Below are 26,926 nucleotides of genomic sequence, written 5' to 3'. Positions count from 1 at the left end.
CCAGTCCATCAGCCGGCCTCCGACCCGTCGCCCTCGGGGTCAACAAGCGCGATACGATCCCCGTCTTTCAGTCCGCCGACAATCACGGTCCGGCTGACACTGCGCATCCCAAGTTCGACCGCCCGTCGCTCAAACTTGCTACCGTCGGCGACGAAGACCCAGGGTTGACCCTCCTCGACGAAGATCGCCTGGTTCGGAACAGAAACGGCGGTCTCCTCGCTGGCCACCCGGATCGATGCGCGGACCTGACTGGACGGCTTCATCGTTACCGTGTCGGTCTCGTTGAGGGTCAACACGACCTCGAAGTACTTGACGGGGCTCTCGTTCTCGATGGCATTGGCCACCGGGGCGACGGTCTTCACCGTTCCCTCGATCTGAACCTCCGGGTGGGCTTCCATCTGGACCGTCACCGACAGCCCTTCCTCGAGACCTGCCGCTTCCGATTCCAGCACCTGGACCTTGGCTTCCATTTCGTCCAGGTCCGGCAGTTCGCCGAGAGACTGTCCACTCCAGAGTTCCATGCCGACACGGATCTTCTCGCCTTGCCATGTCTGTCCGGCCAGGAAGAAGCCGGCATGGGGAGCGAGGATCTCGAGCTGTTGTTTCTGACTCTCGAACTGGCCGATACGGACATCCTGGGTCTGTCGTTCCAGTCGTAGGATCTCGAGCTCCGTCTTTTCGCGCTCTCTCGTGCGGGCCAACTGCGACTCGTAATGCTGGATCTTGGTGTCGATCAACTCGATATTGATGCGGGCGTCGATGATCTTCTGTCGCGAGAAGATCCGTTCGTCTTTCGGTGCGCTTGTCACGGCGTCGTTTCGTTCCTGGGCCAGCAGCGTGAGCTGACCCTCGACCATCCTCAACTCCTTGGCGATCTCCTGCTTCTTCGCCTCCAGCTGAAAGTCCAATCGACTCAGTCGATTGCGAAACGTCGTCAGCTGTTCGTCGATCCGGTCGGCGTCGAGACGGGCGACCAGTTCGCCCTCGGCCACGTTGCTTCCGTCGGGGACGACCCAGGCGATCCGCTGGATGCCACGAAGCAACGTCGGTATCTCCACCGGCGTGGAGCGGGCCGCCGAGAGTTCCCCCTCGGCCTTGATGACAACATCGAAGGGTTGGGATTGCACCGTTACCAGCGGCACGGAGATTTGATCCTCACCGCAACCGGCGAAGAGTAGTCCCAGCAGGAGCATGCCGATTGAAGCGCTACGACGCATCGGTAGGCACCTCCACCTCGTCGCCGGCCTGCACGCCTTGTTCGACGATCACCCGACCTTGCCAACGAGGTCCAAGTACGACCGCGACATCTTTCGTCGTGCCGTTGCGCCGGATACGCAACGTTGGCCGATTGTCGACGATGCGTATCGACGACTCCGGAACATGGATCGTCGTCTCGGCCCCCGGCGCCAGGATCTCGACACCGGCCGCCATGCCGGGACGCATCAGGTCCGCGTCTGCCTCGTCGATCTGGATCGTCGCATCGAAGATCATCGTCGGGATGGTGGGGGACTTGGTTCGGAACAGGCGACCGAGGCTGCTGATCCGACCGGTAAACACCCGGTCGGGCGAGGCATCCAGGCGGACCTCGACCGATTGTCCTATCTGCACATGACGGGCGTCTCGTTCTGCGACCTCGGCCAGGACCTCCATCTGGGAGAGGTCGGCAATCTCGATGATCGATCGACCGGACCAGACGGTCTCGCCGACCTTCGGCTTCTCGCCATTCCAGCTTGCGGCGTGGACCACGAACCCGGCACGGGAGGCGACGACACTCAGGGCCTCGATATCCGACTGGAGTTGCTCGATCTCGCGGGTGTACTCGGAGACGCGATACTCGGCGGAGCCGATGGTCGCCTTCCGGTTATCCCGTTGCGTCTCGATGCGCTTGGCGATCAGCTCCAACTCCAGTTCGCCGAATTCGCGATCCAGCAGGATTTTTTCTAGCTCCGATGCCGCCTGCATCGTCTTCGGCACCGCAAGCTTCTGCTCCAACTGTGAGAAGCGTGCCCTGGCCTCGGCCTGTTCCAGGATCAACTGTTCCAGCTTGGATTGCTGGGTGATGCGCGTTCGTTCCAACTCGGTGCGCGATGTCTCAAGTCGAGTCTGCGCGATCTGTAGTCGATCCTGAAGACGCTGGCCGTCGAACCGAGCGACGGGTTGGCCCGGTTGGACCTGGGTTCCCTCGTCGGCCAGCCAGGTCAGCGTGAAGTTCCACTCGCTGGTGATGGTGGGGCAACCGACCATGGCGTTATTGGACGAGCGCAATTCGCCCGACGCATCGATCCGTCGGACAAACGGTTCCTCGGCGATCTCGAGCCAATGGCGGGTCTTGTTCTGAAAGATCCCGGCGCCGCTGGTGACGGCCACGACACCGATCGCGGCGATCACCACAAGGATCAACCAGCGCCACTTCATGGTGTCACCTCTGGTCGGTTGCCGGCCACGTCGATGGTTCGCGTCTCTCCGATCTCACAACGTACCGACATCCCCGGTCGCATGTAGTCGGCGGACGCATCGTCCATCGCGATACGCACGCGAAAATAGGACGCCCGTCCCCAACTGACACGCTGTTCGCCGGCGGAGGCGACGTAGCTGACCGTGCCGCTCAACGGATGTTGCGGATAGGCGTCAAGGGTCAGGGCAACCGGTTGGCCCTCCTGGATTCGCAGGACTTCCGACTCGCCGGCCCACGCCTCGACCTCGAGGGTGTCGAGATTCGGGATCCGCGCCACGGGGAACGTGGCTTGCAGACGATCCCCCTCGACGATCTTCCGCCCGAACCAGGGATGCACCTCGTGGACGACCAGCCCGGCGCGGGTGGCGCGAAGATCCAGGGCGTCCAACTCATCGGCGAGACGCGACCGTCGTTGTTCAAGTTCCGAGACCTCAATATCGACCGTGGCTTTTCGCGAGCGTGTGGTGGCATCGTGGGTCAAGAGCGTCATCTGCGCATCCTCGAGGCCCCTCTGCCGAGTCGCCATGTCCAGCTGACGTTTGCGGTAGTCGATACCCTTCAGCACATCCTGCGGAATATCGGCATCGATCCGTGCCTTCTTGTACTCGACCTCGGCACGCTTGAGCGCCAGTTCCAGATCCATCCTTGTCAGACGCGCATCGGCCTTGGCGTTGGCCCGCTCGTGAAATTTTCCGATCAGCTGATCCTCGATCTGTCGCAGGTTCTCCTCGACACCGGCAGGGTCGAGACGTGCGATGGAGTCGCCCTCCTCGACAAACTCGCCTTCGGGAATCAACCACTTGATCGTCACCTGCCAGTTGGAGGTGACGGGGATGGAGAACCGTTCTGCCTCGACGGCTCGTAGGGAGCCGGAGAGCACCAGGAGGTCCGACGCAAGGGTCGGCAGCGAGGTCATCGCGACGACGACCGCAAGGATCAAGAGCCTACGCACGGGTGTCCTCCACGATTTTTCCATCACGCATCCGAATCTGGCGATTCGCGCGCTCCGCGATCTCCGAGTCATGGGTCACCATCACCATGGTGTTGCCCTGTTGGTGCAGGGCGTCGAATAGACCCATGATCTCTTCCGATGACTCGCTGTCCAGGTTGCCGGTCGGCTCGTCGGCAAGCAGTAAGGTCGGCTTGTGGACCAGGGCCCTTGCGATGGCGACGCGTTGCCGCTGTCCACCGGAGAGTTGGTTGGGTCGATGCTCGATCCGTTCGGAAAGACCCACCCGCGCGAGCATTGCTTTCGCACGCTCGACACGTTCAACCGGTGGCACCTTTGCATAGACCAGCGGCAGTTCGACGTTCTGTGCCGCCGTCAGTCGTTCGAGAAGATTGAACTCCTGAAACACAAAGCCGATTTCGCTGTTGCGAATCTCCGCCAACTGGTCGTCTTCCATCTCGCTGACGGGCTGACCGCCCAGGACGTACTGACCTGAGGTGGGGGTGTCCAGACAACCGAGCAGATTCATCAGGGTGGATTTTCCGGAACCGGAGGCACCCATGATGGCGACGAATTCGCCCGGTTCTACCTGCAGGTCGAGATCGTCGACGGCTCGTATCTGCTCGTCGCCCATCTGGAACAGCCGGACGAGGTTTCGCATTTCGATGACACGCGACCCTGCCGGGTCGCCCAGTGCCGATACGGCCACGTGGCTCTCCTTTGGCTCCTACTCTAGTACGGATCTGTGGCGTCTGCCGCCTAGTCTGCGACGACGATTCCTAGGATTAGTACGATTGGGCCGCGGAAAAGTCGGCTATCGCGCTTCGTAGTCTCTGAGTCGCGTCAGCCCCTGGGACGACGACGAAACACTGAGCACCTCGTTGACAGTCTTGAATTGGAGAATGCGACCGCCATTGGCCAACGCCTCCTCGCGCTCTCGCTGTCGTTTCTTGAACAGCTTCTTGCCGATCTTGCTGAGCATGCCGGCGTCGGCGTTCTTCGCAGTTTCCTCTTCGGATAACGGCAACGGCACCGTCTCGAGCATCAACTCCGTTCGTAGCGGTGCCCCGTTCAACTTGCCACGATCCTCGTAGTAGCGGGTCATGGCGTTTCGCAACGCAGGGGAACCGGCCAGAATCTCAGTGAGCTTCTGATCGGTCTCCCGGATCGGCTGATCCAGCTCGAGTGCTTGCATGTAGTCCTGTCGGAAGCGCTGAAACTCGTCAAAGACCTTCAGCTTCGGGCCGACCATGATCGTCGCGGTCAGGACGGCGCCGCCCCCGTCTTCCAGGGTCATGCCGTCCTGATGGACCGTGACCACCCAGCGATACTCGGTGGTCTCGTATCCGCCGTGTTTCGCCGTCGCACCGGTGGGACCTGACTCCAGCGTCGAAACGTACTTGATGGGTGGCGCCTCGTCGGTACCCGCCATGCTGGTGGGACCCTCGCCGCCATCGAAGACACCTTGCATCAGGTGAAGCTGATCCTTGACCTCGACGAAGGACCGGACCTGATACCGCTGTTTCGACTGCTGGACGTCGAATTGCAGCTCCTTGTCCAGATCGATCAGCGTGCCCCGCGTTCCGGCCAACTCCATCATCCGTCGATTCTGGATGGCCGTTCGATGGATAACTCCATCCTTGGCCGTGCCGGTCATCCGCTTGATGATCTTGGCGCCGCCGCCAAACTCGACCGTGACGCGGGATTCGATAGAGCCCTCGGCGAACGCGGGGAGAGCGATCACCAGCAAGCTGACAAGGACCAAGGCTGAATAACGTTTCATGGGGAGTCTCCTGAAGCAAACTTAGGGCTTCCCGGCGAAAAGTCGAATCGGCCGCGTATCATTAATAAGAAAGGGTGAAACGCGCCGAGTTGAATCGCCCAGATTCCGGACCTACGTTCCAGTCAACGAGGTCGACTTGAAGCAATTCTCCCCGGCGCTGGCCGTCCTTCTGGCCCTTGTCGCCAGCTCGTTGGTGGCCTCTCCCAACCGACAGCCGGTGACCGAACGCCCTGCGGCCGAGTTCCGGGAGAGTGACTGGAAGCGCGCCTTCGAGTGGCTGGAAAAGGGAGACCGTCGCGCCATCGATTTCTTCCGGCGCGCGTTCGCAGTCGAGGAAGACAAGCAGTTGAAGCAGCAGGCGGCGGCGATGCTGGTCGTGCTGCAGGACAAGGACCCGCAGTACTACGCCTACCTCGAGGGATTTGCGCAGGCGATCGTCCAGCGCGACGCGCCGTTCCCGTTACAGATCTCGAAGGACGGGGAGGTGGTTCCCGGGGTCTATTCGCTCCGATTCCTGAACTGGTGTCTGACCCACGAGTTGGACCCGAAAACCGCCGTCCACCAGTCGATCTATACCGACCCCTCGGATCTCTTCTTCCTGGGGCAGACGGGAGATCCTCGGTCGTTCGATCTGATGCTGCAGGCGCTGGACGCCGACAACCACTTCGTCGCCGTGCGGGCCGCCAGCTCTCTGGCCTACGTGGGGGACCGCTCGGCGATCGATCCGATCATCGAGCTCTCGAAGCGTCTTCCCACAGGTGTAAGCCTGTTTGTTGCCGAGGCCCTTCTGCACTTCGATGATCCAAAAGCCCTGGCCGCGGCCCGGGAGATGGTTTCGGCCGATATTCTGGCGGAACTTCTGAGGTCGGTGGACCGGGATAGGCAGCGGCGTCACGCGGATCGCCAGCTCCTCAGAAAACTGACGGCGACGATCGCGGGAGTGCCGTAGAATGCCGCCATGCCAACAGATAATGAGATCGCACGTTCTGCCGTTACCCGTCCGATTAGCGAGATCGCCGAAGGGCTAAGCCTGACCGGCGAAGACATCCGTCTCTTTGGGACCGATGTGGCCAAGGTCGATCCGGCCGTCCTGCGACGACCCCGGCCCCGCAAGAAACCCAACCGGCTGATCCTTGTCTCGGCGATGACGCCGACCAAGGCCGGCGAGGGAAAGACCACCACCAGCATCGGCCTGGCACAGGGACTTGCCAGTCTCGGCGAGTCGGTCTGCCTGGCCCTTCGCGAGCCCTCTCTGGGGCCGGCGTTCGGCATGAAGGGCGGCGCCACCGGTGGCGGTCGCGCCCAGGTCGTCCCTCGTGAGCGAGTCAATCTGCACTTCACCGGTGACTTCCACGCCATCACCTCGGCCCACAACCTGCTGGCCGCAGTGCTGGACAACCACATCTACTTCGGCAACCAACTTCGCATCGATCCACGACGCATCCTCTGGCGACGCGTCATGGACATGAACGATCGGGCGCTGCGGAACACGATCGTGGGTCTTGGCGGTCACAAGCAGGGCGTGCCACGGGAGACCGGCTTTGACATCACCGCCGCCTCCGAGGTGATGGCGATGCTCTGTCTGGCCGAGAATGAAAACGACATGCGGGCGCGACTGGATCGGATCCTGGTGGCGTTCGGCTACGAGGGTGAGCCGATCACCGCCGAGAAGCTGCAAGCCTCCGGTGCGATGCTTGCGCTGTTGCGTGACGCGCTGTGGCCCAACCTGGTGCAGACCCTCGAAGGGGTACCGGTGTTCGTCCATGGCGGTCCGTTTGCCAATATCGCCCATGGTTGTAACAGCGTCATCGCCACGCGGATGGCGATGCATCTATCGGACTGGGCCGTGACCGAGGCAGGCTTTGGGTTTGACCTGGGCGCCGAGAAGTTCTTCGACATCAAGTGTCGCAAGGCCAAGCTGGACACCGCGGCGGTGGTGCTTGTCGCGACCATCCGGGCGCTGAAGCTTCACGGCGGTGCGGCCAGTCGGACGCTGGCCCGACCGGATCCCGAGAAAGTCGCCGCCGGCCTGCCAAACCTCGAAAAACATATCGAAAACATCCATCAGTTCGGCGAAAACCCGGTCATCGCGTTGAATCAGTTCGGCGACGACACCGATGAAGAGATCGACGTGGTCCGTCGTCGTTGTCAGGAGCTTGGCATCCCGTTCGCGGTCTCCAATCACCACGCCGGCGGCGGCAAGGCGGCTGAAGAACTTGCCAGGGTCGTCATGCAGCAGGCCGAGATCCACAGCGACCCGTTCGCGCCTCTGTACGAACTGGAAGACACGGTCAAGGACAAGATCCTCGCCGTGACGAAGAAGATGTACGGCGCCAAGGACGTCGTCTTCACCAAGGACGCCATGCGGGACCTGAAGGACGCACGACGGCTGGGCTACAACAAGCTGCCGATCTGTATCGCCAAGACGCCGGCATCGCTATCGGACGATCCGAAGCTCCGTGGACGCCCCGACGATTTTGTCGTGACGGTCCGTGGATTGCAGATCAACGCCGGTGCCGGGTTCCTGGTGGTGTTGACCGGCGACATCTTGCGGATGCCGGGCTTGCCGCGTAAGCCGATCGCCGAGGCGGTCGATCTACGCGATGGCGAGATTGTTGGACTGACCTGATGAACTTTGAGGCCGGGCAGACCGTCTCCCACTACAAGATCCTGAACCGTCTGGGTAGTGGGGGGATGGGCGTCGTCTACGAGGCCGAGGATCAGAACCTCGGTCGTCGTGTGGCGCTGAAGTTTCTTTCGGCCGAGATGGAGAAGGACTCCCAGTCGTTGGAGCGGTTCCAGCGCGAGGCCCGTGCCGCGTCGTCGCTGAATCACCCCGGTATTTGCGCGGTCTATGCCATCGAGCGTCACGACAATCTTCTGTTCATCGTGATGGAGTTGTTGGAAGGGGAGACCCTTTCCAAATTGATGGGCCCCAAGCCCCTGGAGCTGGAGCGGTTCTTCACCATGGCGATCCAACTTGCGGATGCCATGGAGTCGGCCCACTCGAAGGGGATCGTTCATCGCGACATCAAGCCGGCCAATGTCGTGGTCAACAGCAAGGATCAGATCAAGATCCTCGATTTCGGTCTGGCCAAGGTCGACTCGTCTCCGGGACTCCAGAGAATGACGCCGGCCGACGATGAAACCGTCGCCGACTCCGCCAACCTGACCGCCGCCGGGACCGTCATCGGCACGGTGGCCTACATGTCGCCGGAGCAGGCTCGGGGCAAGCTGACCGATGCCCGCACCGACCTGTTTTCACTCGGGACGATGCTGTATCAGATGGCGACGGGGGTCTTGCCGTTCGAGGGCGAGACCTCGGCCGTTGTCTTTGACGCGATCCTCAATCGCAACCCTCCGCCGCTGACCCAGACCAACTCGGCCTTACCGCAAGAGCTGAACAGGATTCTGGACAAGGCGCTGGAGAAGGATCGCAACCTGCGTTACCAGACGGCGACGGACCTCAAGACCGACCTGGCCCGATTAAAACGGGATCTGGATTCGGGGACCCGGCAGGCGGAAGAGCTAACCACCTCACGTGGCGGAACGACGACCACCAAGTGTGCGCTGGCCGTGCTTTACTTTGAGAATCTCAGCCGGGCGCAGGAAGACGAGTACTTCAGAGACGGCATCACCGAGGACATCATCACCGAGCTGTCGAAGATCAGTGGCGTGAACGTCTTCTCGCGGCCGACCGTCCTCGCCTTCCGCGACAAGCAGGTGACACCGGCCCAGATCGGGCAACAGATCTCGGCGACCCATGTGCTTGCCGGAAGTCTGCGGCGGGCCGGCGATCGATTGAGGATCAACGCCCAGCTGATCGATACCAAGACCGACTTCCCGTTGTGGTCCGAACGCTACGACCGAGAGATGAAGGACGTCTTCGAGGTCCAGGACGAGATCGCTCGAAAGATCGCCGACGCCATGAGCATCACCCTCAGCCCGCAAGAGCAAGAGGCGATCGCGACCAAGCCCACCGATTCCTTGCAGGCCTACGACATGTACCTGAAGGGCAAGAGCTACGCCCGTCGCCTGACACGACAGGACATGGACTTCGCCCTGCAGATGTACGAGAGCGCGGTGGCGCAGGATCCGAAGTTTGCGCTGGCCTACGCCGCCATCGCCAACGTCTGCGCCCAGTACCAGGGTAGCTTCGGTAGCAATACGAATCTGTTGGACCGGGCCCAGGAGGCCGCGAAGATTGCGGCGGAGCTACAGCCGGCACAACCGGAAGTGCTGGTCGCCCAGGCCTGGGTCTACTACGCACTGAACAAGTACGAGGCGTCATTGGCGGCGGTACGGACCGCCATCGAGCGCAAGCCCGATTGCGAGGGCGCGTATTACCTGCTTGTGCGCGCGTTGTTCGCTGCCGGCTTCTATCAGGAAGTCGCCAACATGAGCGAGGCGGCGCTCGAGTCTGCCGGACCCGACTACAACGTCTACGTCCCGGTCTGCAACGCGCTCAGCGCGCTGGGCAAGACCGACGCCGTCAAGAATGTTCGCGAGCGGTTCATCCAGACTCTCGAGAAACATCTGCAGGTTGTCCCGGAGGATGCCCGTGCGCGAATCCTGCTGTCCGGCGACTACGCCGAACAGGGTCGCGTGGAAGATGCCATGCGCGAGGCCAACCTGGCGATGGTGCTGCGTCCCGACGAGGCCGCCGTGCTGTACAACGCGGCGTGTACGTTCTGTAGTCTGAACAAACGGGCCGAGGCGATGGATGCGTTGCGGAAGGCGCACAGCTCCGGGATGACGGATCCGGTGTGGACGCGACGAGACCCGGATCTGAACATGTTGCACGGGGATCCGGAGTTTGAAGAGCTGTTTCCGGAGACGGACGCGTCCTAATCGCGAGGATCTATACGATCGACGAACTCGGCGAACTTCGAGCCACCGCCTTCTGCCTCCGCCCAGCTTGCAATTCGATCGAGATCGATCTCTTGTGCGAGAGCCACCAGCACCGCTTGTTCTAGAGATTCGGTGTCGTTCCAGTGGAAATACGCGGCGAGCCTATCCATCACACAGTCGGTCGGATGTAACAGGCGCAACGTTCCGAAACGGGTGCTGCGCTCGGCGAAGCTGCTGATGTGTGTCTTGCCGATCTGGACCGGGCCCGTGGAAAACTCAACCCAGAAGCGAGTGTCGCGGTGGGCCCAGTGACGACCGCTCTTCTTGAAGCCCAGTTCAGACGTCGCGACGTCGACTGAGCGCCCGAGGCCGATCTCGATGAAGTCGAGATCGTAGGATTCATAGACGTTGTCGGAATAAATCGACACGACGCTGCCGCCCGATAAGACGGTGTGAATGCCGTGATTCTCCAGGGTGGAGCAGACCAGCGCGCCGGCTCTTTCGAAGCGCTCCAGTTGGCGTTGCACCATGCTCAGCGAGACGTCGAAGACGTCGGCTATTTCGCGGGCGTGCCCTTCATCGAACTGCTCCAGGTAGAGCAGAACCTTTGGGGGCGGTAGTTTCGAACCGTTCTGCACGCCCGAGTTGGGAATCGGATTCTCAACAGCTACTTCGAGTACAGCGATTTCACCTATTTCAAACGGATTGCCTCGGTGGGACAGGGTTTGATGCAGTCTCCGCAACCGGTGCAAGCGTTGTAAATGATCGTGGGTCGACGGTTCTCGAAGGCGATCGCCTGCGGCTCACAGGCCAACTTGCAACTGATGCAGATTACGCCATCCCAGGCAATGCAGTTTCCACGGTCGAGAACAGCGACCAGACCCCCTCCGTCGTTTTCCGCGGAGCCATAGCCGAGGACACGACCACGGAGGAATGCTCGCCGGCCGTAGGCGATCGGCCTGTCCGAGTTCGAACTCATTGCCGGTAGGTGTTGGGTACCAACGGTGCTGCATCGGTTTGCGGTACGTGGCACTGAGTACAGACAAAATAGGCGCCGACGACATCCGGGGTGGCGTCGCCGGGGTTGTGACGTTTGTCGGTGTAGTGGCTTATCGGCATCGGCGTCGGATCTTCGGGAGCGACCTCGTCACCGATCTCGTCGTAGAGTTCGTGACAACCCATGCAGTAATTCTCGTCGATCATGATTGGCAGCAGATCTTCAATATTGTGGGCGATCAGGGGCGGCGCCTTCGAGAAGTATGCGCCGAGTAGCTCGTTTTCACCCGGCTCCAACCTCGTGCTCATCGCGACGATCGGATCAGGTGTAGAGAAGACGCTTTCCTTACTGAGACCGAGTTCATCATCGATCACCGTCACCGTCTGATCTATCTGCGTGCCGGCGCAGGCCTGGAGCAGCACGACCAGAACGATCATGATGAGAATCGGATACAGGTTGCGGGGTTTCATGACACTCTCCTCACGCCTTGTAGATCTTCACCGCACATTTCTTGAAGTCGATTTCCTTTGACAGCGGGCAGGTCGCATCGAGTGTGACCTTGTTAATGAAGACTGCCTCGTCAAAGAACGGAACGAAGGTGTAACCCTTCGGTGGCCGGTTGCGCCCCTGGGTCTCGACCACCGCCTTGACCTTGCCGCGGCGTGACTCGACCCAGGCGACGTCGTTGCGGGCCAGTTCCCGGCCTTTCGCGTCGGTGGGGTGCATGAAGACCTGCGCCGCCGGCACGGCGCGGTGCAGCTCCGGCACCCGCCGAGTCATCGTGCCTGTGTGCCAATGCTCGAGTACACGCCCGGTGGATAGCCACAGGTCATAGTTGTCGTCTGGTTGCTCGGGTGGCGCGGCATAGGGTCGGAAAAAGATCTTCGCCTTACCGGTGAGCTTTTGCTTCTCGGGATCGGTCACGCCGTCCAGGTTTCCAGTCGGCAGCGCCTTCAAGGCCTTTCCATAAAACTCGAAACCGGCGCCCTTCGTCACGTAGGGATCGTACTGTTCGTTGAATCGCCACTGGGTCTCCTTGCCGTCGACGACGGGCCATTTGAGACCGCGGACATCGTCTTGATAGTAGACATCAAACGACGCCAGGTCGTGCTGGTGTCCGCGACCAAACGCGGCGTACTCCTCGAACAGTGCTTTCTCGACGAACCACTTGTCGCCGTCCATCACCTTGACCGTGCTGTTGTCGTGTCCTCCGGCCACCGGATCGGGCCAGGCGACTGACTTGTTGGTTTCGGTAGCGAAGAGGACGTCGTACAACGTGCTGTCGCCGGTGTAACCCATTTCCTCCGCCGCAAGTAGCACGTCCGGAAGTTCGCCGTCTGCGAAACCATCTGCCGACAGGCCGGGAACGTTCTTCTGACCCCAGACCTCGGAGAGTTTGAATCGCTTCGCAAATTCCAGGACCTGCCAGACGTCGCTGCGCGCCTCGCCAGGGGGTGGGACCTGCTCGCGCCACAACTGGGTCCTGCGTTCGGCATTGCCGTAGCCGCCCCATTTCTCGAAGATCATCGCCGAGGGCAAGATCAAATCGGCGACCTTGCCCGAGATCGTCGGGTAGGGGTCGGATACAACGATGAAATTGTCCATCTCCCGTGCGGCACTGATCCAGTGGTTGGCGTTTGCCGTGGCCTGGAACGGGTTATTGACCTGCACCCAGGCGAAACCAACCTGCCCATCTTCGAGATCCCGCATGATCTTGGTGATGTGGCTGCCGACCTTGGGGTTGAGTGTCTTGTCCGGAAGATTCCATAACTTCTCGGAACGCGCGCGATGCCCCGGATTGGTCACCACCATGTCCGCAGGCAATCGATGGGCAAACGTTCCGACCTCCCGAGCCGTGCCACAGGCCGACGGTTGGCCGGTCAGTGAGAAGGCGCCGTTGCCCGGCTGAGCCTGTTTTCCGAGTAGCAGGTGAACCATGTAGGCCTGCTCGTTGACCCAGCTGCCTCGGTAGTGCTGGTTGAAGCCCATCGTCCAGAACGATACGGCCTTGCGATTTTTCTCGATGTAGAGATCGGCTAGTTGCTTCAGCTTCTTGCTGTATGAGTCGAGAGATTCATCGACATCACCCTTCGAAAGCTCAGCGACAAACCCTAACGTGTACGGCTCGACGCCCTTCTTAAATTCGTCGAAGCTGATCATCCAATGTTTGACCGATTTCTTGGTGTGGGTCTGTTTGATTTTCTCGCCGGGTGTCTTGCGTTGGGCAATTGCCTCGTACTTGTCGAGGGTGACCTCGAGTTCCTTGGCCAGGGTGTCCTTCTCGGCATCCATGGCAAACTTGTCGGTCGCTCGCATGCCATAGCCGATGTCGTAAGGACCGGTGGCGAAGACGCAATGCTTCTTGACGAACGCGTCATCCCAGGCCTCGCGCTTGACGATCTCCCGTGCCACGTAATTCCAGATCGCCAGGTCGGTACCGGGTTTGAACACGATCTCGAGATCGGCGAGGTTCGAGCACTCGTTGCTGACCGTTGTCAGGTTGACGACCTTCACTCGCTCGGGATCCGAGAGCTTTCGGTCTGCGGCGCGGGACCACAGAATCGGGTGCATCTCGGCCATGTTGCCGCCCCAGGTGATGATCGTGTCGGTCTGCTCGATGTCGTCGTAGTTGCCGGAGGGCTCGTCGATACCGAAGGTCTGGATGAAACCGACGACCGCAGACGCCATACAATGCCGGGCGTTGGGGTCGATGTTGTTACTGCGGAAACCGGCCTTCATCAGTTTGGTCGCAGCGTAACCTTCCTGAATTGTGTATTGACCCGAGCCCATGATGGCGACGCCTGCGGGGCCGAGCTTTTCGTAATGCTTCTTGAACTGCAGCTCCATCTCGTCGTAGGCCCGCTCCCAGCTCACCGGTGTGAACTCGCCCTGCTTGTCGAACTTGCCGTCGGTCATACGCAATAGCGGCCGGGTCAGACGGTCCTTGCCGTACTGGATCTTGCCGTTGAAGTAGCCCTTGACGCAGTTCAGACCACGGTTAACCGGTGCGTCGGGGTCGCCCTTGGTACCCACGACCCGACCGTCCTTGGTTCCGATCAGAATCCCGCACCCGGTGCCACAGAAACGACAGACGCCTTTGTCCCATCGCCAGCCCAACTCGGCGGATCCGGCCTTCGCCAGGGCCTCGGAGGTCATGGGCAGTCCGATGGCGACTGCGGCACTGGCGGCGACACTAGCCTTCAGAAAGTCTCGACGTTTCCGATCCATCTTCGAACTCCTCGCAGTTGAAATAGTGACGTGTTTGCAGAATGCGACGGCTCAATCCCGAAGCATCGTCGGCACGGTAGGAATGTCGTCGAACACTTTGCGGTCATCCTCAAAATTGTGGTGAACCATCTCGGCCAGGATTACACCGGGCAATCTCTTGAGCGTCTTCAGACACTCGACCTCATCGTGGACCGATTCGGCTTCCTGGGTGACGATGATCCGCCCGGTCTCCTCGTCGATGTGATGCACATCGACACCGGGTAGTGCCGCCAGCCTCTCGACCGACGAGCCGACGTCGGTCACCGAGACAACCACCAGAATTCCAGACACATTCATCGTATTCTCCCGAGCGGGAATTTTTGTCGCTGCATCATTATAGTGATCGCCAACAAATGCAGACAGGGCTGGACGGGCGTTCTTATGGAGCGTTGAAGTCGAATAATTCGATGTCAGTCCTCAGTTTTGAACACTCGATTTCGCAGGAACTCCTGCGGGTCGTAGGGCGGCTCTCCCCCGTGACGACCAGCGCCGGCGTCTTGAAGTGGGCCACGTAGTTCGATTGAGCGGCTTCGTAGCCGGCGATCGCCTGGGAGCGAACGCGATCTCTTTGCGGGTAAGAGGAACAAGCGCTTTTTTTCGAAACTCACGGAGTACGGGTGACCTGCCCCCACTAGACCGATTCAATTACAGAAGTAGAATTCCCGGCCTTGCCCGCACCCAATATCTGGGCGCTCACGGAGAGCCAGAAACCCACTCCACGCCACAGATCGACCTGACCCGCCCAGAGCTTCCTAGTCACTCCTCACCGACACCGCCGCCCCGACACATCGCTCACTGCCCCTACCGCTGCGTTATGCTGGGTGCATAGTTTTGAGGAAGGACAGTTCCGCCAACGACGGGGGGGCGGCTTTCGCGAACGCCGTCCTATACTCCCCTGGCAACCCAGGCCGTTTCCGATCGATACAGAGTGAGTGTCCCATGACTTCTGCCACGAATCAGCCCAGCTTTTTCGATCTCGTCCCTGGCCGAGCTACGTTGCTGTTCTTCATTGCGGTCTTCTTCATCTTCGCTCCGGTGGCGTTGTTGCCGATCTCGATGTCGGAACCGGTTCCCGAGATCGGTTGGATGGCGTTGATCTGGGCTCTGTCCGGCGGAGTCGCCGTCTCCTGGGCGGCGACTTTCACGTTTTCGCGATGGTGCATCGCCGGCATCGTTTTCTTTCAACTGGGCATGATCCTCGCCTTCGGTCTGGCTCGAGTTCGCGGCACGGTGTCCTGGGAAGGCGTGGCCACGACCGCGGCGATCGTCGCCGGCTACGTGCTGTTCGTCGTGTTCATCACCGGCCAAGGTCGCACCACGCTGCGCCTCAAGACGGAGATGGAGCTGGCCCGGCAGATCCACGAGACGCTTGCACCTCCGATCAGCACGCAGAGCGACCGTTTCGAGGTTCATGGCGTGTCGATCGCCTCGAGCGAAATGGGTGGCGACCTGATCGACGTGGTCGAGCACGGACGAGGGACCGACATCTTCGTCGCCGACGTCTCGGGGCATGGCGTTCGCGCCGGCGTCGTGATGGGGATGGTCAAATCGGCCTTTCGTGCGCTGCTGCAGTCGCCGCGACCGCTGGGTGAGACGTTGACCGGGTTGAACGCGCTGCTGGAGCAGGTAACGACGTCCGAGATGTACACCACGTTCGCAGGCGTTCGTGTTCCGCGTGAGGGCGGCGGCCTGGAGTTCGCCGTCGCCGGCCACTCAGGGGTGCTGCACTACCGGCCGGGCGTCAAAGAGCCCGCGAAGCTCGGCAGCCGGCATCTCCCGCTGGGGTTGTTCCCGCAAAGCTGTAGCACGGATACGGTCGACGTAGAGCCCGGCGATCTGCTCGCGGCCTACACGGACGGCCTCAATGAGACCGAAGACGCGAGTGGTGAACAGCTCGGGAACGCCGTGATCGAGACGACCATCGGGGAGCGTCGCGACCAGCCGCTAGAGCAAATCGCTGAGGCCGTGCTGCAGCTGACCCGGGCCCACGGGGCGCAGGACGACGATCGCTCGCTGCTGCTCGTGCGACTTCGCTAGGTTGGACGCCGGCAGCGGGAAGTGCCGGGGGCTCCCGGCCCCTAAAAAGACAACTCCGGCCCCTTCGGCACAATCTCCGTCGGATTGATCGCCCGATGCGTCACGTAGTAATGCCGCTTGATGTGATCCATGTTGATGGTCTCCGCCACCCCCGGCACCGCGACCAACTCCGCCAGATACCGTGACAGATGCGGATAGTCCGCGATCCGCCGCAAGTTGCACTTGAAGTGCCCCACATAGACCGCGTCAAACCGAACCAGCGTCGTGAACAACCGCCAGTCCGCCTCGGTGCAGACGTCGCCGACAAGGAAGCGTCGCTCCGCCAGCAACGACTCGACCCAGTCCAACGCAGAAAACAACGTATCGAACGCCCGATCATAGGCCCGTTGCGTCGTCGCAAACCCGCAACGATAGACGCCGTTGTTGATCTCGCGATAGACCCGCTTGTTGATCCGATCGATCTCTTCGTGATGATCCACCGGATAGAGATCCACCGTTCGATTGCCCAGATCGTGGAACTCGCAGTCCAACATCCGGATCACTTCCGCCGACTCGTTGTTGACGATGACGCCTTCCTTCTTGTCCCACAGCACAGGAACGCTGGGACGGCCATCGAAGGAAGCATCGGTGGCCTGGTAGGCCTCCATCAGAAACTTGAACCCATTGATCGGGTCGGCGAACTCACCGCCGGTGTCCCCGAACGTCCAGCCTCGCTCGTCGCGGATTGGGTCCACCACGGACAACGAGATCGCATCCTCTAGACCTTTCAGCTTGCGGACGATGATGGCGCGGTGAGCCCAGGGGCAGGCGTAACTGACATAAAGATGATAGCGGCCGGCCTCGGCCTTCACCGAGCGGCGGAACGCACTCTCTTGCCGTAGATACTCGCCAGTGGGCGAACATTCCTTCTTGAACTGGGGAGTCACCGTCATTGCGTCATCTGCCATGCTCTACCCCAGAGAGACCCGGGAGAGCAGGTCGAAATCGTCGAGGATCTTGCCGGTTCCCATCACGACACACGTGAGCGGCTCGTCGGCGATAAAGACCGGCAGTCCCGTTTCCTGTCGCAACCGTTCATCCAACCCACGCAGCAGCGCGCCGCCACCGGTCAACACGATTCCGTGATCGACGATGTCGGCGGCAAGCTCCGGCGGCGTATGTTCCAGCGCGTAACGCACGCCCTCGATGATGGTGGCCACCGGTTCCGACAACGCCTCGCGGATCTCCTCGTCGGAGATGGTGATGCTCTTCGGTACGCCTTCCACCAGGTCGCGACCCTTGACCTCGATGGTGCTCTCCTCTTCTTGAGGATAGGCCGAACCGAGTTTGATCTTGATCTCCTCGGCGGTCCGTTCACCGATAAGCAGGTTGTACTTTCGTTTGATGTAGTGGCTGACACTCTCGTCCATCTTGTTGCCGGCGACACGGATCGCCTTCGAGTAGACGATGCCGGCCATCGAGATGACGGCAACATCGGCGGTGCCACCGCCGATATCGAGGACCATGCTGCCGACGGGTTCGTTGATCGGCAGTCCGGCACCGATGGCGGCCATCATCGACTGCTCGACCAGGAACACCTCGGCGGCCTTGGCGTTGGTGGCGGCGTCGTGCACGGCGCGCTTCTCGACAGGGGTGATCTCGCTGGGGACACCGATGACGATCCGCGGTCGCACCCCGATCGAGCGCTTGTGGACCCGGGTGATGAAGCTGGAGAGCATCTTCTCCGCATGCTCGAAGTCGGCGATGACGCCGTCCTTCATCGGACGGACGAGCTTGATATTGCCCGGCGTGCGGCCCAGCATCTCCTTGGCACGGACGCCGACCGCCACGACTTCGCCGGTTTTCTCATTGACGGCGATGATCGAGGGCTCGCTGAGGACGATCCCCACGCCCTTACAGAAGACGAGGGAGTTCGCCGTCCCCAGGTCAATGGCCAGGTCGTTTGAAAACAGGGATAGGAGCGTGCCCGGTAGCCAGCGCATGATCGATCAACCATCATAGTCGAGGGCGGGAAATACTGCCGTCGGCCGTTGCCAGCCGGGTGCGAGGGCGTTATTCTCAACGTTCTTGATTGTTTTCCCCGACCCGTCGCTGGAGACCCATCGTGAAGGACGCCACAGGCGGCAAGCCCCGAAGCTGGGGCGAAATCCTTGGACCGTACGCCCGACCCAGCGTTGGACGAAGCCTGTTTCAGCTGATCAACACCGTGGTGCTGTTTGGCATCATGTGGTTCCTGATGTATCGCAGCCTGGAGATCTCTTACTGGCTGACCCTGTTGCTTGCGATTCCTACCACCGGTCTGCAGGCTCGGTTGTTCATCATCCAACACGACTGCGGGCATGGGTCGTTCTTCCGGTCCAAGACCGCCAATACGATCCTCGGTTCGATCCTGGGAGTCGTCACGCTGACCCCCTACACCTACTGGCGTCGGACACACGCACTCCACCACGCGTCCTCGGGCGATCTGGATCATCGTGGCTTCGGTGACGTCACGACGCTGACCGTCAACGAGTACCTGGCCCTCGACCGCTGGGGCCAATTCAAGTACCGGATGTATCGCACACCCCTGGTGTTATTCATCTTCGGACCGTTTTACGAGTTCATCCTTCGTCACCGTTTTCCTGCGGCGACGCCGTGGTCGTGGAAAAAGGAGTGGGCCAGCGTCTTCCTGACAAACCTGGCCATCGCTGCCGTCATGACGATCGCGGCGCTGACCATCGGCCTGAAGCCGTTCCTGGTCGTCGAGTTGCCGATCATCGTATTCGCCGGTTCGTTGGGGATCTGGTTGTTCTACATCCAGCATCAGTTCGAGGACACCTACTGGGAGAACAACGACGGCTGGAACTTCCACAAGGCGGGACTGAAGGGCGCCTCGCACTACGATCTTCCTCGGCTGCTTCACTGGTTGACCGGCAACATCGGTATCCACCACGTTCATCATCTCTCGAGCCGCATCCCCAACTATCGACTTCAGCAGTGTGTCCGTGAGAATCCGGAGTTGCAGCAGGTCACTCGGCTCACGATGCGTGAGAGTCTGAAGTGTGCCCGTTTGAAGCTGTGGGACGAGCAACGGGGCAAATTGATCGGGTTCAGTCAGTTGCCGTAAGATCCCGGTCCCGTATATTGATGGTAGACGGGAGGCGTCATGGGTCGGGCCACACAGGACAAGCTGCTGTATGACGACACCTGTGGCATGTGCTCCGCTCAGATGCGAGTCTTCACCAGGCTGGATTGGTTCGACACGATCCGGCTGATGCCGCTCTCTCACCCGGAGACGGCAGAGTTGGTCCCCGACCTGACCCATGAGCAGAAGCTCGAGGCGATCCACTGCATTACGCCCAGGGGCAAGATCCATCGTGCGGCCCGGGCGTTCCGCCATCTCTCCTTACGCATTCCGCTGCTGTTCCCTCTCTGGCTCCTGCTCTGGTTTCCCGGTGTGATCTGGATCGCCGAGTGGGTCTACAGGCGAGTCGCACGAAATCGTTACGTGATCAGTCACGTCTTTGGCTGTACCGAGGCGTGCTCGATTCCCCAGGCTCGTAAAGTCGACGTGGACGATTCGTAGTCCCTGACCCGGCACCAAGATCTTCGTATACTTCCTCGGCGATGTATCGACCTCAACCAGGCGCACTTCCCCTGTGGCGGCGGTGACTTCGAGAACGAGAGCGACGACGAGGATCAGGGTTGCTTGGCAACCACCCCGTCCTTCATCACGAAGACGACCTGCTCCATCACACCGATCTCCTCCAGCGGGTTTCCGGGAACAGCAACCAGATCTGCCAGCAGACCCTTCCGGATACGGCCCCGATCGTCCACGCCCAGGAGATCCGCCGAGTGGATCGTCGCCGTGCGGATCGCCTCCAGAGGAGACATGCCGCGCTGAACGAGGACGGCGAACTCTCTGCCGTTGTCGCCGTGGGGATAGACGGCGGCGTCGGTTCCGAACGCGATGTTGATCCTCGCCTTGATGGCGCGCTGCAGGCTATCCACCGCCCGGGGAAGGATGAACTCTGCCTTGGCACGGATCGGCGCCGGCAGATTATCCATGTCGATGGCGCCCACGAGGTAGGTGGTCGGCACCAGGTAGGTACCGCGCTGTTTCATCTCTCCGAGGATCTCGTCGGTCAGCATCGAGCCGTGTTCGATGGACGCCACGCCGGCCTTGACCGCCGCGAGGATGCCCTCGGCGCCGTGGGCGTGGGCTGCGACCTTGATGCCGTGACGGTCGGCCTCGTCGACCATCGCGCGTAGCTCGTCGTCGCTGTACTGCTGAGCGCCGACCGTCTCCTCGAAGGACAACACGCCGGCGGTCGCACACGTCTTGATGACCTTCGCACCGTGCTTGATCTGGTAGCGGACGGCCTTGACGACCTCATCGACTCCGTCGGCGACCCCCTGTCGGTAGTCCAGTTCCTGGATTCCCGGTGCGTAGCCGGTGGTATCGCAGTGCCCGCCGGTGACGCCAAGGGAGTGAGCCGCCGGTACGATCCGCGGCCCCTCGATGTCGTTGCGCTCGATAGCACGCATCAACGCGACGCCGCCGAAGCCACCGGAGCCGACGTTTCGCACCGTCGTGAACCCCGCGTGAAGCGTCACACGGGCGTGCTTCACGCCACGCAGAACCGCGTCCGAGGCCGATTCTTCGACGTCCCGGTGGACCCAGTGCCCCTCCAGGGCGAAGGTCAGATGGGTGTGCATGTCCATCAGGCCCGGGAGGAGGGTCACATCCCCCAGGTCGATCGTCGTGGCATCGACCGGAAGTTGCTCCGGGTTGACCGCCGAGATATGATTTTCCTGTACGACGATGACCGCCGGCGAGAGGATCTTGCCGCTGTCGACGTCGAGCATCCGTGCGGCGCGGAGGATCTGTGGCCCGGCCCAGAGCGGCGTACCGCACGCCAGGAAGAGAGAGAGTACAAGCGTCAGCCGTCGAAACACCATCGGGACCTCCAGTACGGGGATCTTGGCATTATGGATCGACCCTGTCCACAGCCGGCTGACGTCGCTGGTATCATTAGTGACACAGCATTTACACAACCGATGTTTTCCGAGAGGTGACAGATGAAGATTCGATCAACAACGCTATGGGTGACGTTAGCTTTCCTGATGACTCTGGGTTGTCTCTCGACGGCCATGGCCTACGAGCCGGGTGCCCCCGATGGACAGGCGACGTTCATCGCCCAGAAGTGCAACATGTGTCACGCGGTTCCGGAGTTTGAGATCGAAGCGAAGATCAAGTCCGAGAAGATGATTGGCCCGGCGCTTCCGGCCGGGGGTCGTGACGCGGAGTGGATGACGGGCTTCCTCAGTCGCAAGATCCAACTTGATGGCAACGACCACAAGAAGGAATTCAAGGGCACCGACGAAGAGTTGGAGCGCATCGTCGCGTGGATCGGCACGTTGAAGGCCGTCGAATAGCGGTCCTCAGTTCGCTTTCAGCGAGGCGAGAATCTCCGGCATCTGATCCGCAAGGCGAGTGAGACCGGCGGCGCGACCCAGCGTCAGCGCCTCCTCGTCGGTCGCGTTGTCGAGGGCTACGGCCTTGACGGCGAACAGGGCGCCGACTCGGTTGCCGCTGGCACAGTGGATCAAAGCCGGTTGTCGTGCCGGGTCATCCACCACGGCTGCCAGCCGTTCCGCGTTCTCGCGATGGAATCCCTCGGCACCGCCGATCGGGATGTGCAGGAACTGCATCCCCAGTTCTTCGACCAGAGATGTCTCGTCCCAGGCACCGTCTTCATCGAGTTGCCGCAGGTTGACGATGGTCTTGAAACCGTCGTCGGCCAGCGCTTCCAGCTGCTCTCGTGTCGGCTGCCCACCGACCCAGACACCGGGAATCGGTTCGCGGAGGTTCCTGATCTCGGTGGGTGTCCCGGCGCAGGCCAGGCCGATGAGGACCCCCAGTAGGGGAATCCAGATTCGCTTCTTATGTGCAAGCATGTCGTCTCCTCCTGACAGAGGGGAGTGTACCTCGGTAGACTGTGGATCGCCCTGGTCCGAGGAGAATCTCAAGGGCGGCGAGGCGGAATCAATCGTGCACATCTGGGTCGACGGTGATGCGTGTCCTCGGGCGATCAAGGAGATTCTCTTCCGCGCGGCGGAGAGGGTGAAGACCCATCTGACGATCGTCGCCAACCGGCCGATGCATACGCCACGATCGCCCTACCTGCACTCGATCAAGGTGCCGCAAGGTTTCGATGAGGCCGACCATCGCATCGTCCAGATGATGGAGCCCGGCGATCTGGTTGTGACGGCAGACATCCCGCTGGCGGCGGCCGTCGTCAAGAAGGGGGCCCACGCGCTGGGACATCGGGGGGAGCAGTTCACCGAAGAAAATATTCGCGAAAGGCTGGCGATGCGGGATCTGATGGATCAGCTGCGAAGCACGGGGATGGAGACCGGTGGACCGGCGACCCTTGGCCAGGCGGACAAACAGGATTTTGCCAACGGGCTTGATCAACTCCTTACGCGGTACGTCAAGTGACGACCATCAAGCTCTATCTCGATTTCATCGGAACACGGCACCGTCAGGGGCAAGGGCGGGAGTTCGGACGGCTGACGCCGTCGCTGTTCTCTCCCAGACTCTGCTCCGTCGTCCCGACGATCCCCGTTACGAGGTAGAAGACACCGCTTCCCGGTGCGGGCAGGTAGCCGTCATTCAACGACGCCGTACCCACGCCACAGAACGTCTCTACGTCGCCGGCCGCGGGGTCCTGGGTGTACTCGCCCCCTCCGCGCAGCACCTGAAGATTGCCGCGGTAGACGTTGTAGTCAGAGAAGGCGGAGTCGTTCTGCCAGCTCTGTGAGGTCCGGGTCACGGAGGTGAACAGGACGCGGCCGTCACCCAGATCGCAATGGTCGCCGAGACCATCGTCGTTGCCGTCCGACTGAGACGCATTGGCCGTCGACGGACAGTTGTCACAGAGATCGCCGATCTTGTCGCTATCGAAGTCCAGTTGGCTACCATTGGCGAGGGTCGGGCAGTTGTCGACGGGATCGAAGATCGTATCGACGTCGGTGTCCTCAAGAAATGGGTCGGTGCCGACGCCGGCCTCACGAAGATTGGTCCAGCCATCCATGTCGTCATCGTCGTAGGGCGGTCGTCCTTCAACAGCCTGTACCGCGAAAGTGTACGTGCCGACCGGTGGGGCGTACCCGCCGGTCGCGAGGGGCGGGGTGTCAATCACAGAGATCGGGATGGCGGGATTCGTATTGAAGTTCGTCGACACGTACGACGGTCCGCTGTCGGTGCCCGCGTCGTGGACGTAGAGATCGATGACCAGATTGTCACGCCACAGACCGTTGACCCGTAGCTCCAATCCCGAGGTCCCGACGAACCAGTCGGGGCTTGGTGCGATCATCGTCACGAAGGTGAATCGTGAGTACTCCAGAGTGATGTCGAAGTCCCTGGCGACGATACCCGGAGAACCGACGCCCCCGGCAATCACCGCAGCGCCGAAAACCTGACCCAGAGCGATCGCGTCTCCGATCTCGGAGACCATCGTCCCGGTTGCGCCGGTCTCGGCCATGGACTCGATACCATCGCTGGCCAGGCTACCGACACTCCAGAAAACCGCGTCGTCGTTGTGCGCCGCACCGACCGGCGGAGAGAAATGGGGGTTTGGGGGAAAGCTGTTCGGATGGGTCGTCGACGACCACGTCGCTTCAAACGTCACGCGATAGGTCACGTCGGCGGCGAAAACCGTGGACGAGACCAACAGCACCAGAATCAGGCCGATCTGTTTCATGCTTGTCATAACACTAATGTACCGAAAGTTATGCCCGCGGGCAGCGACCTACTCCGCGATGAAGGTGCGAAGGGCCTCGGTTCGAGAGCTGCGACGTAACTTCGCCAACGCCTTGGACTCTATCTGACGGATCCGCTCACGGGTCAGCATGAACGCCGTGCCGATCTCGTCTAGTGTATGACGCCGTCCACCGCCCACGCCGAAGCGCATCTGGATGATTCGCGCCTCCCGTGCTGTCAGGCACTTGAGGGCTGACTGTGTTCGCGAGCGCAGGTTGGACCACACGGCCCTCTGGAACGGTGAGACCTCGGTGTGGTCCTGAATCAAATCGCGGATCGAGATACCGTCGTCGTCGCCCACGGGTTTGTCCAGCGACACCGCGGCACGACCGACACGAAGCCCCTGTCGCACCTTGTCGATGGAGATACCGAGCTCGGTTGCGATCTCTTCGTGGGTGGGCTCGCGTCCATAGTCCTGCACCAACGCGGTCTGTACCCGCGTCACATTGGCGATGACTTCGTTCATGTGAACCGGCACCCGGATGGTACGGGACTGATCGGCGATGGCCCGGCTGACCGCCTGACGAACCCACCAGGTCGCGTAGGTCGAGAACTTGTAGCCGCGACGGTATTCAAATTTCTCGACGGCGCGCATCAGACCGATGTTGCCTTCCTGAATCAGATCCAGGAAGTTGACACCGCGGTGGGCGTATTTCTTGGCGATCGAGACGACCAGTCGGAGGTTGCTGCGGATCAGCGTCTCCTTGGCCCGCTCGTTCTCGAGGCGGCCGCGTAGGACCCGCTTGGACCAGCCGGGATGCCCGCCGTCGTGGAGGGCAGTTCGGGCGAATCGAGAGAGGGTCTCGCCACTGAAACTGAGGGTGCGCAGCTCTCGGGCGGCCATGACGCGGCGACGGGCACCGTCCCACGACGCCCGTCGATGGGCCGGTCCGCCGGGCTTCAGTCGATGACGTCGGTTCTCGAGGCGTCGGACTTCCGTCAGTGCCTCGAGAAGCCGCTCGATCGACTTGGAAGCCTTGCGGAGTCGGGTGTTGGAGGCAGCCCCATCGCCCTCGAAGTAGTAACCGGCGGCCAGGTCGCCGCTGCGCAGCTGTTCCAGGATCCCACGGAGTTCGTCTTCGATCACCGGGAACTGGGCGAGGGTAGAGACGATCCGTCGCTCGCCCCGTTCCATGGCACGGGCCAGGACGATCTCGGCCTGTCGAGTGAGAAGCGGGACGGCGCCCATCTCCTTGAGATAGACGCGCAAATTGTCCCCGGCGCTTTCAGGTTGAGGCGGACCGACTTCCGGTCGCTCTTCGGCCATCCGGTCTCCCGAGCGCGTGCCCCTAATGGCGCCGTGTTACAAGGTTTTCCCGTCGAGAAAACCACTGTACAGAGTTCCCTCGTTCCATGCCAGCAAGATGATCTATCCGCTAGGCGGCGGGCTTTCGCCGGCCGCCCCCGCCGCCTCCGCCGTCTCCACCGCCGCTACGGCGACGACGGCGACGTTGTTGCGGTGGGCGGGCGGCCGCTTGTCTCTGAGACGTCGGCCGTTGCTGTGGCCGTGTCTCGCGTCGTTGAGCGGGTCGAATCGGTCCATCGAACCCCTTGCGCGGGATCGTTCCACCCAGTCGACGCTCGACGGCACGCACCAGATCACGATCTTCCGGTGTGACGAACGTGTATGCCCGACCCTGTCGCTCGGAGCGACCGGTTCGACCGATCCGATGGGTGTAGGCCTCGGGGGTCGTCGGCATGTCGAAGTTGACGACGTGGGAGACCGCTTCGACGTCGATGCCGCGGGCGGCAATATCCGTTGCCACGAGGATGTTAAACGTTCGTTTGCGGAAGCCGTCCATCGCACGCTCTCGCGCGTTCTGCGACATGTTTCCCTGAAGAGCGACCGCGTTGTGACCCAGCCCCTCCAGTTGTCGGGCGAGCTTCTTCGCACGGTGCTTGGTCCGGGTGAAGACGATGGCGGATGTGAACCCCTTCTCCTCGAGGACGAACTCGAGCAGTTCGAACTTACGTGTCCCATCGATTGGGAACAACGCATGCTCGATGGTTTCGATCGGTTGGGTGTGGTTCAACTCGACCACGTGCGGATCCCGCAGGATCCGATCCGCCAGACGACGGATCTCTTTGGGCATCGTCGCGGAGAACAGAAGGTTCTGGCGTCGATCGGGAAGCGCGCCGATGATCCGGCGGATGTCGGGCAGGAAGCCCATGTCGAACATATGGTCCGCCTCATCGAGGACGAGGGTCGCGACCTGATCCAGATGGACCTTCCCCTGACGCCACAGGTCCAGTAGGCGACCGGGGCAGGCCACGATGATCTCGGGCCGTTGGCGTAGCGACGCAAGCTGTTTGGCGGCGGAGACCCCACCGAAGAGCGTCGCGACGTTGATATCGGTGTAACGCGCAAGGAGACGGATCTCCTCGCTGATCTGGTTGGCAAGCTCCCGGGTGGGGGCCACGACAAGCGCCCGGGGGCCCTTGTACTTTCCTCGAGAGTCGAGGATCTGTTCGAGAACCGGAAGCGCAAAGGCTGCGGTCTTACCGGTTCCCGTCTGGGCAAGACCCAGGATGTCGCGGCCGTCGATGGCTGCGGGGATGGTGCGCTCTTGAATCGGGCGCGGTTCCTGGAAGCCGGCGGCATCGATGCCACGCCGAAGCGCGGTACCCAATTTGAAGCCGGCGAACCCTATGCTGGGTTCTTGTTGAGACTCGGACATGAAAAATTACCTATCGGCGATAGACGAGGACCCACGACGGGACATCACGGCTTCGCCGCTTGCCTACCCAAACAACAGAATCAGGGAGGTGGATTTCTTGGC

General features: G+C 61.4%; 24 protein-coding genes. 8 read left to right on the top strand and 16 right to left on the bottom strand.

What is annotated here, in order from left to right:
• Positions 1–8: 8 nt before the first annotated feature.
• The 5 genes from OES25_06845 to OES25_06825 all read right to left on the bottom strand — a co-directional run bounded on the left by OES25_06845 (position 9) and on the right by OES25_06825 (position 5,187).
• Complete coding sequence (locus tag OES25_06845; protein MDH3627361.1) at positions 9–1,217, bottom strand: efflux RND transporter periplasmic adaptor subunit; 1,209 nt, start codon at positions 1,215–1,217, stop codon at positions 9–11.
• The gene (locus OES25_06840; protein ID MDH3627360.1) at positions 1,207–2,415 is read right to left on the bottom strand and encodes an efflux RND transporter periplasmic adaptor subunit; all 1,209 of its coding nucleotides are present in this window, start codon (positions 2,413–2,415) and stop codon (positions 1,207–1,209) included. The genes OES25_06845 and OES25_06840 overlap by 11 nt, the downstream gene beginning before the upstream one ends.
• On the bottom strand, positions 2,412–3,407 hold the full coding sequence (locus tag OES25_06835) for an HlyD family efflux transporter periplasmic adaptor subunit (GenBank protein ID MDH3627359.1): 996 nt from the start codon (positions 3,405–3,407) through the stop codon (positions 2,412–2,414). The genes OES25_06840 and OES25_06835 overlap by 4 nt, the downstream gene beginning before the upstream one ends.
• On the bottom strand, positions 3,400–4,065 hold the full coding sequence (locus OES25_06830) for an ABC transporter ATP-binding protein (protein ID MDH3627358.1): 666 nt from the start codon (positions 4,063–4,065) through the stop codon (positions 3,400–3,402). Before OES25_06830 ends, OES25_06835 begins: the two co-directional genes overlap by 8 nt.
• A 153-nt stretch (positions 4,066–4,218) precedes the next feature.
• The gene (locus OES25_06825) at positions 4,219–5,187 is read right to left on the bottom strand and encodes a hypothetical protein (GenBank protein MDH3627357.1); all 969 of its coding nucleotides are present in this window, start codon (positions 5,185–5,187) and stop codon (positions 4,219–4,221) included.
• 136 nt (positions 5,188–5,323) lie between these two features.
• Between OES25_06825 and OES25_06820 the strand changes: the two genes are divergently transcribed.
• Genes OES25_06820 through OES25_06810 form a run of 3 tightly spaced genes read left to right on the top strand, consistent with a single transcriptional unit; the run spans position 5,324 to position 10,038 of the window.
• Entirely contained in the window at positions 5,324–6,136 is an 813-nt protein-coding gene (locus OES25_06820) for a hypothetical protein (GenBank protein ID MDH3627356.1), read from the top strand.
• 9 nt (positions 6,137–6,145) lie between these two features.
• Entirely contained in the window at positions 6,146–7,816 is a 1,671-nt protein-coding gene (locus OES25_06815) for a formate--tetrahydrofolate ligase (GenBank protein MDH3627355.1), read from the top strand.
• Positions 7,816–10,038, top strand: a complete 2,223-nt coding sequence (locus tag OES25_06810; protein ID MDH3627354.1) for a protein kinase — start codon at positions 7,816–7,818, stop codon at positions 10,036–10,038. The genes OES25_06815 and OES25_06810 overlap by 1 nt, the downstream gene beginning before the upstream one ends.
• Here OES25_06810 and OES25_06805 read toward each other — a convergent pair.
• The 4 genes from OES25_06805 to OES25_06790 all read right to left on the bottom strand — a co-directional run bounded on the left by OES25_06805 (position 10,035) and on the right by OES25_06790 (position 14,599).
• Positions 10,035–10,790 carry a hypothetical protein gene (locus OES25_06805; protein ID MDH3627353.1) on the bottom strand — a complete coding sequence of 252 codons (756 nt, stop codon included), beginning with the start codon at positions 10,788–10,790 and terminating at the stop codon, positions 10,035–10,037. The genes OES25_06810 and OES25_06805 overlap by 4 nt on opposite strands.
• Positions 10,791–11,013: 223 nt before the next feature.
• Complete coding sequence (locus OES25_06800) at positions 11,014–11,505, bottom strand: nitrate reductase cytochrome c-type subunit (protein ID MDH3627352.1); 492 nt, start codon at positions 11,503–11,505, stop codon at positions 11,014–11,016.
• 10 nt (positions 11,506–11,515) lie between these two features.
• Entirely contained in the window at positions 11,516–14,263 is a 2,748-nt protein-coding gene (gene napA, locus OES25_06795; protein MDH3627351.1) for a nitrate reductase catalytic subunit NapA, read from the bottom strand.
• A gap of 51 nt (positions 14,264–14,314) precedes the next feature.
• Positions 14,315–14,599 (bottom strand): chaperone NapD, encoded by a 285-nt coding sequence (locus OES25_06790; GenBank protein ID MDH3627350.1) that lies wholly within the window; start codon positions 14,597–14,599, stop codon positions 14,315–14,317.
• A gap of 642 nt (positions 14,600–15,241) precedes the next feature.
• Here OES25_06790 and OES25_06785 point away from each other — a divergent pair.
• Positions 15,242–16,339, top strand: a complete 1,098-nt coding sequence (locus OES25_06785) for a serine/threonine-protein phosphatase (GenBank protein ID MDH3627349.1) — start codon at positions 15,242–15,244, stop codon at positions 16,337–16,339.
• A gap of 41 nt (positions 16,340–16,380) precedes the next feature.
• Here OES25_06785 and OES25_06780 read toward each other — a convergent pair whose 3' ends face one another.
• Positions 16,381–17,286, bottom strand: a complete 906-nt coding sequence (locus OES25_06780) for a glutathione S-transferase family protein (protein MDH3627348.1) — start codon at positions 17,284–17,286, stop codon at positions 16,381–16,383.
• Between the two features lie 3 nt (positions 17,287–17,289).
• On the bottom strand, positions 17,290–18,321 hold the full coding sequence (locus OES25_06775) for a rod shape-determining protein (protein MDH3627347.1): 1,032 nt from the start codon (positions 18,319–18,321) through the stop codon (positions 17,290–17,292).
• 122 nt (positions 18,322–18,443) lie between these two features.
• Here OES25_06775 and OES25_06770 point away from each other — a divergent pair, with 122 nt between their 5' ends.
• Complete coding sequence (locus OES25_06770; GenBank protein MDH3627346.1) at positions 18,444–19,445, top strand: fatty acid desaturase; 1,002 nt, start codon at positions 18,444–18,446, stop codon at positions 19,443–19,445.
• Positions 19,446–19,484: 39 nt separating this feature from the next.
• Positions 19,485–19,904 (top strand): DUF393 domain-containing protein, encoded by a 420-nt coding sequence (locus tag OES25_06765; GenBank protein ID MDH3627345.1) that lies wholly within the window; start codon positions 19,485–19,487, stop codon positions 19,902–19,904.
• 113 nt (positions 19,905–20,017) lie between these two features.
• Here the strand turns inward: OES25_06765 and OES25_06760 are convergent, their stop codons facing one another.
• The gene (locus OES25_06760) at positions 20,018–21,280 is read right to left on the bottom strand and encodes an amidohydrolase family protein (protein MDH3627344.1); all 1,263 of its coding nucleotides are present in this window, start codon (positions 21,278–21,280) and stop codon (positions 20,018–20,020) included.
• Between the two features lie 120 nt (positions 21,281–21,400).
• On the opposite strand from OES25_06760, the gene OES25_06755 reads away from it, so the two are divergent.
• Positions 21,401–21,757 (top strand): cytochrome c, encoded by a 357-nt coding sequence (locus OES25_06755; protein MDH3627343.1) that lies wholly within the window; start codon positions 21,401–21,403, stop codon positions 21,755–21,757.
• A 6-nt stretch (positions 21,758–21,763) separates the two neighbouring features.
• Here OES25_06755 and OES25_06750 read toward each other — a convergent pair whose 3' ends face one another.
• On the bottom strand, positions 21,764–22,279 hold the full coding sequence (locus OES25_06750) for a sulfur transferase domain-containing protein (GenBank protein MDH3627342.1): 516 nt from the start codon (positions 22,277–22,279) through the stop codon (positions 21,764–21,766).
• Between the two features lie 94 nt (positions 22,280–22,373).
• Here OES25_06750 and OES25_06745 point away from each other — a divergent pair, with 94 nt between their 5' ends.
• Complete coding sequence (locus tag OES25_06745) at positions 22,374–22,823, top strand: YaiI/YqxD family protein (protein ID MDH3627341.1); 450 nt, start codon at positions 22,374–22,376, stop codon at positions 22,821–22,823.
• 43 nt (positions 22,824–22,866) lie between these two features.
• On the opposite strand, the gene OES25_06740 is transcribed toward OES25_06745, so the two are convergent.
• The 3 genes from OES25_06740 to OES25_06730 form a co-directional block, all read right to left on the bottom strand.
• Positions 22,867–24,096, bottom strand: coding sequence for a spondin domain-containing protein (locus OES25_06740; protein ID MDH3627340.1), 1,230 nt, complete (start codon positions 24,094–24,096; stop codon positions 22,867–22,869).
• A gap of 39 nt (positions 24,097–24,135) precedes the next feature.
• A complete protein-coding gene (locus OES25_06735) occupies positions 24,136–25,413 on the bottom strand; it encodes a sigma-70 family RNA polymerase sigma factor (GenBank protein ID MDH3627339.1) in 1,278 nt (425 codons plus the stop codon).
• Positions 25,414–25,522: 109 nt separating this feature from the next.
• Positions 25,523–26,824, bottom strand: a complete 1,302-nt coding sequence (locus tag OES25_06730; GenBank protein MDH3627338.1) for a DEAD/DEAH box helicase — start codon at positions 26,822–26,824, stop codon at positions 25,523–25,525.
• Positions 26,825–26,926 lie beyond the last annotated feature (102 nt).

This window comes from Acidobacteriota bacterium (genome assembly GCA_029861955.1).
Lineage (GTDB): Bacteria > Acidobacteriota > Polarisedimenticolia > Polarisedimenticolales > Polarisedimenticolaceae > JAOTYK01.
Note: the sequence above shows the minus strand (reverse complement) of the source record. Positions and strands in the feature narration are given on the sequence as shown.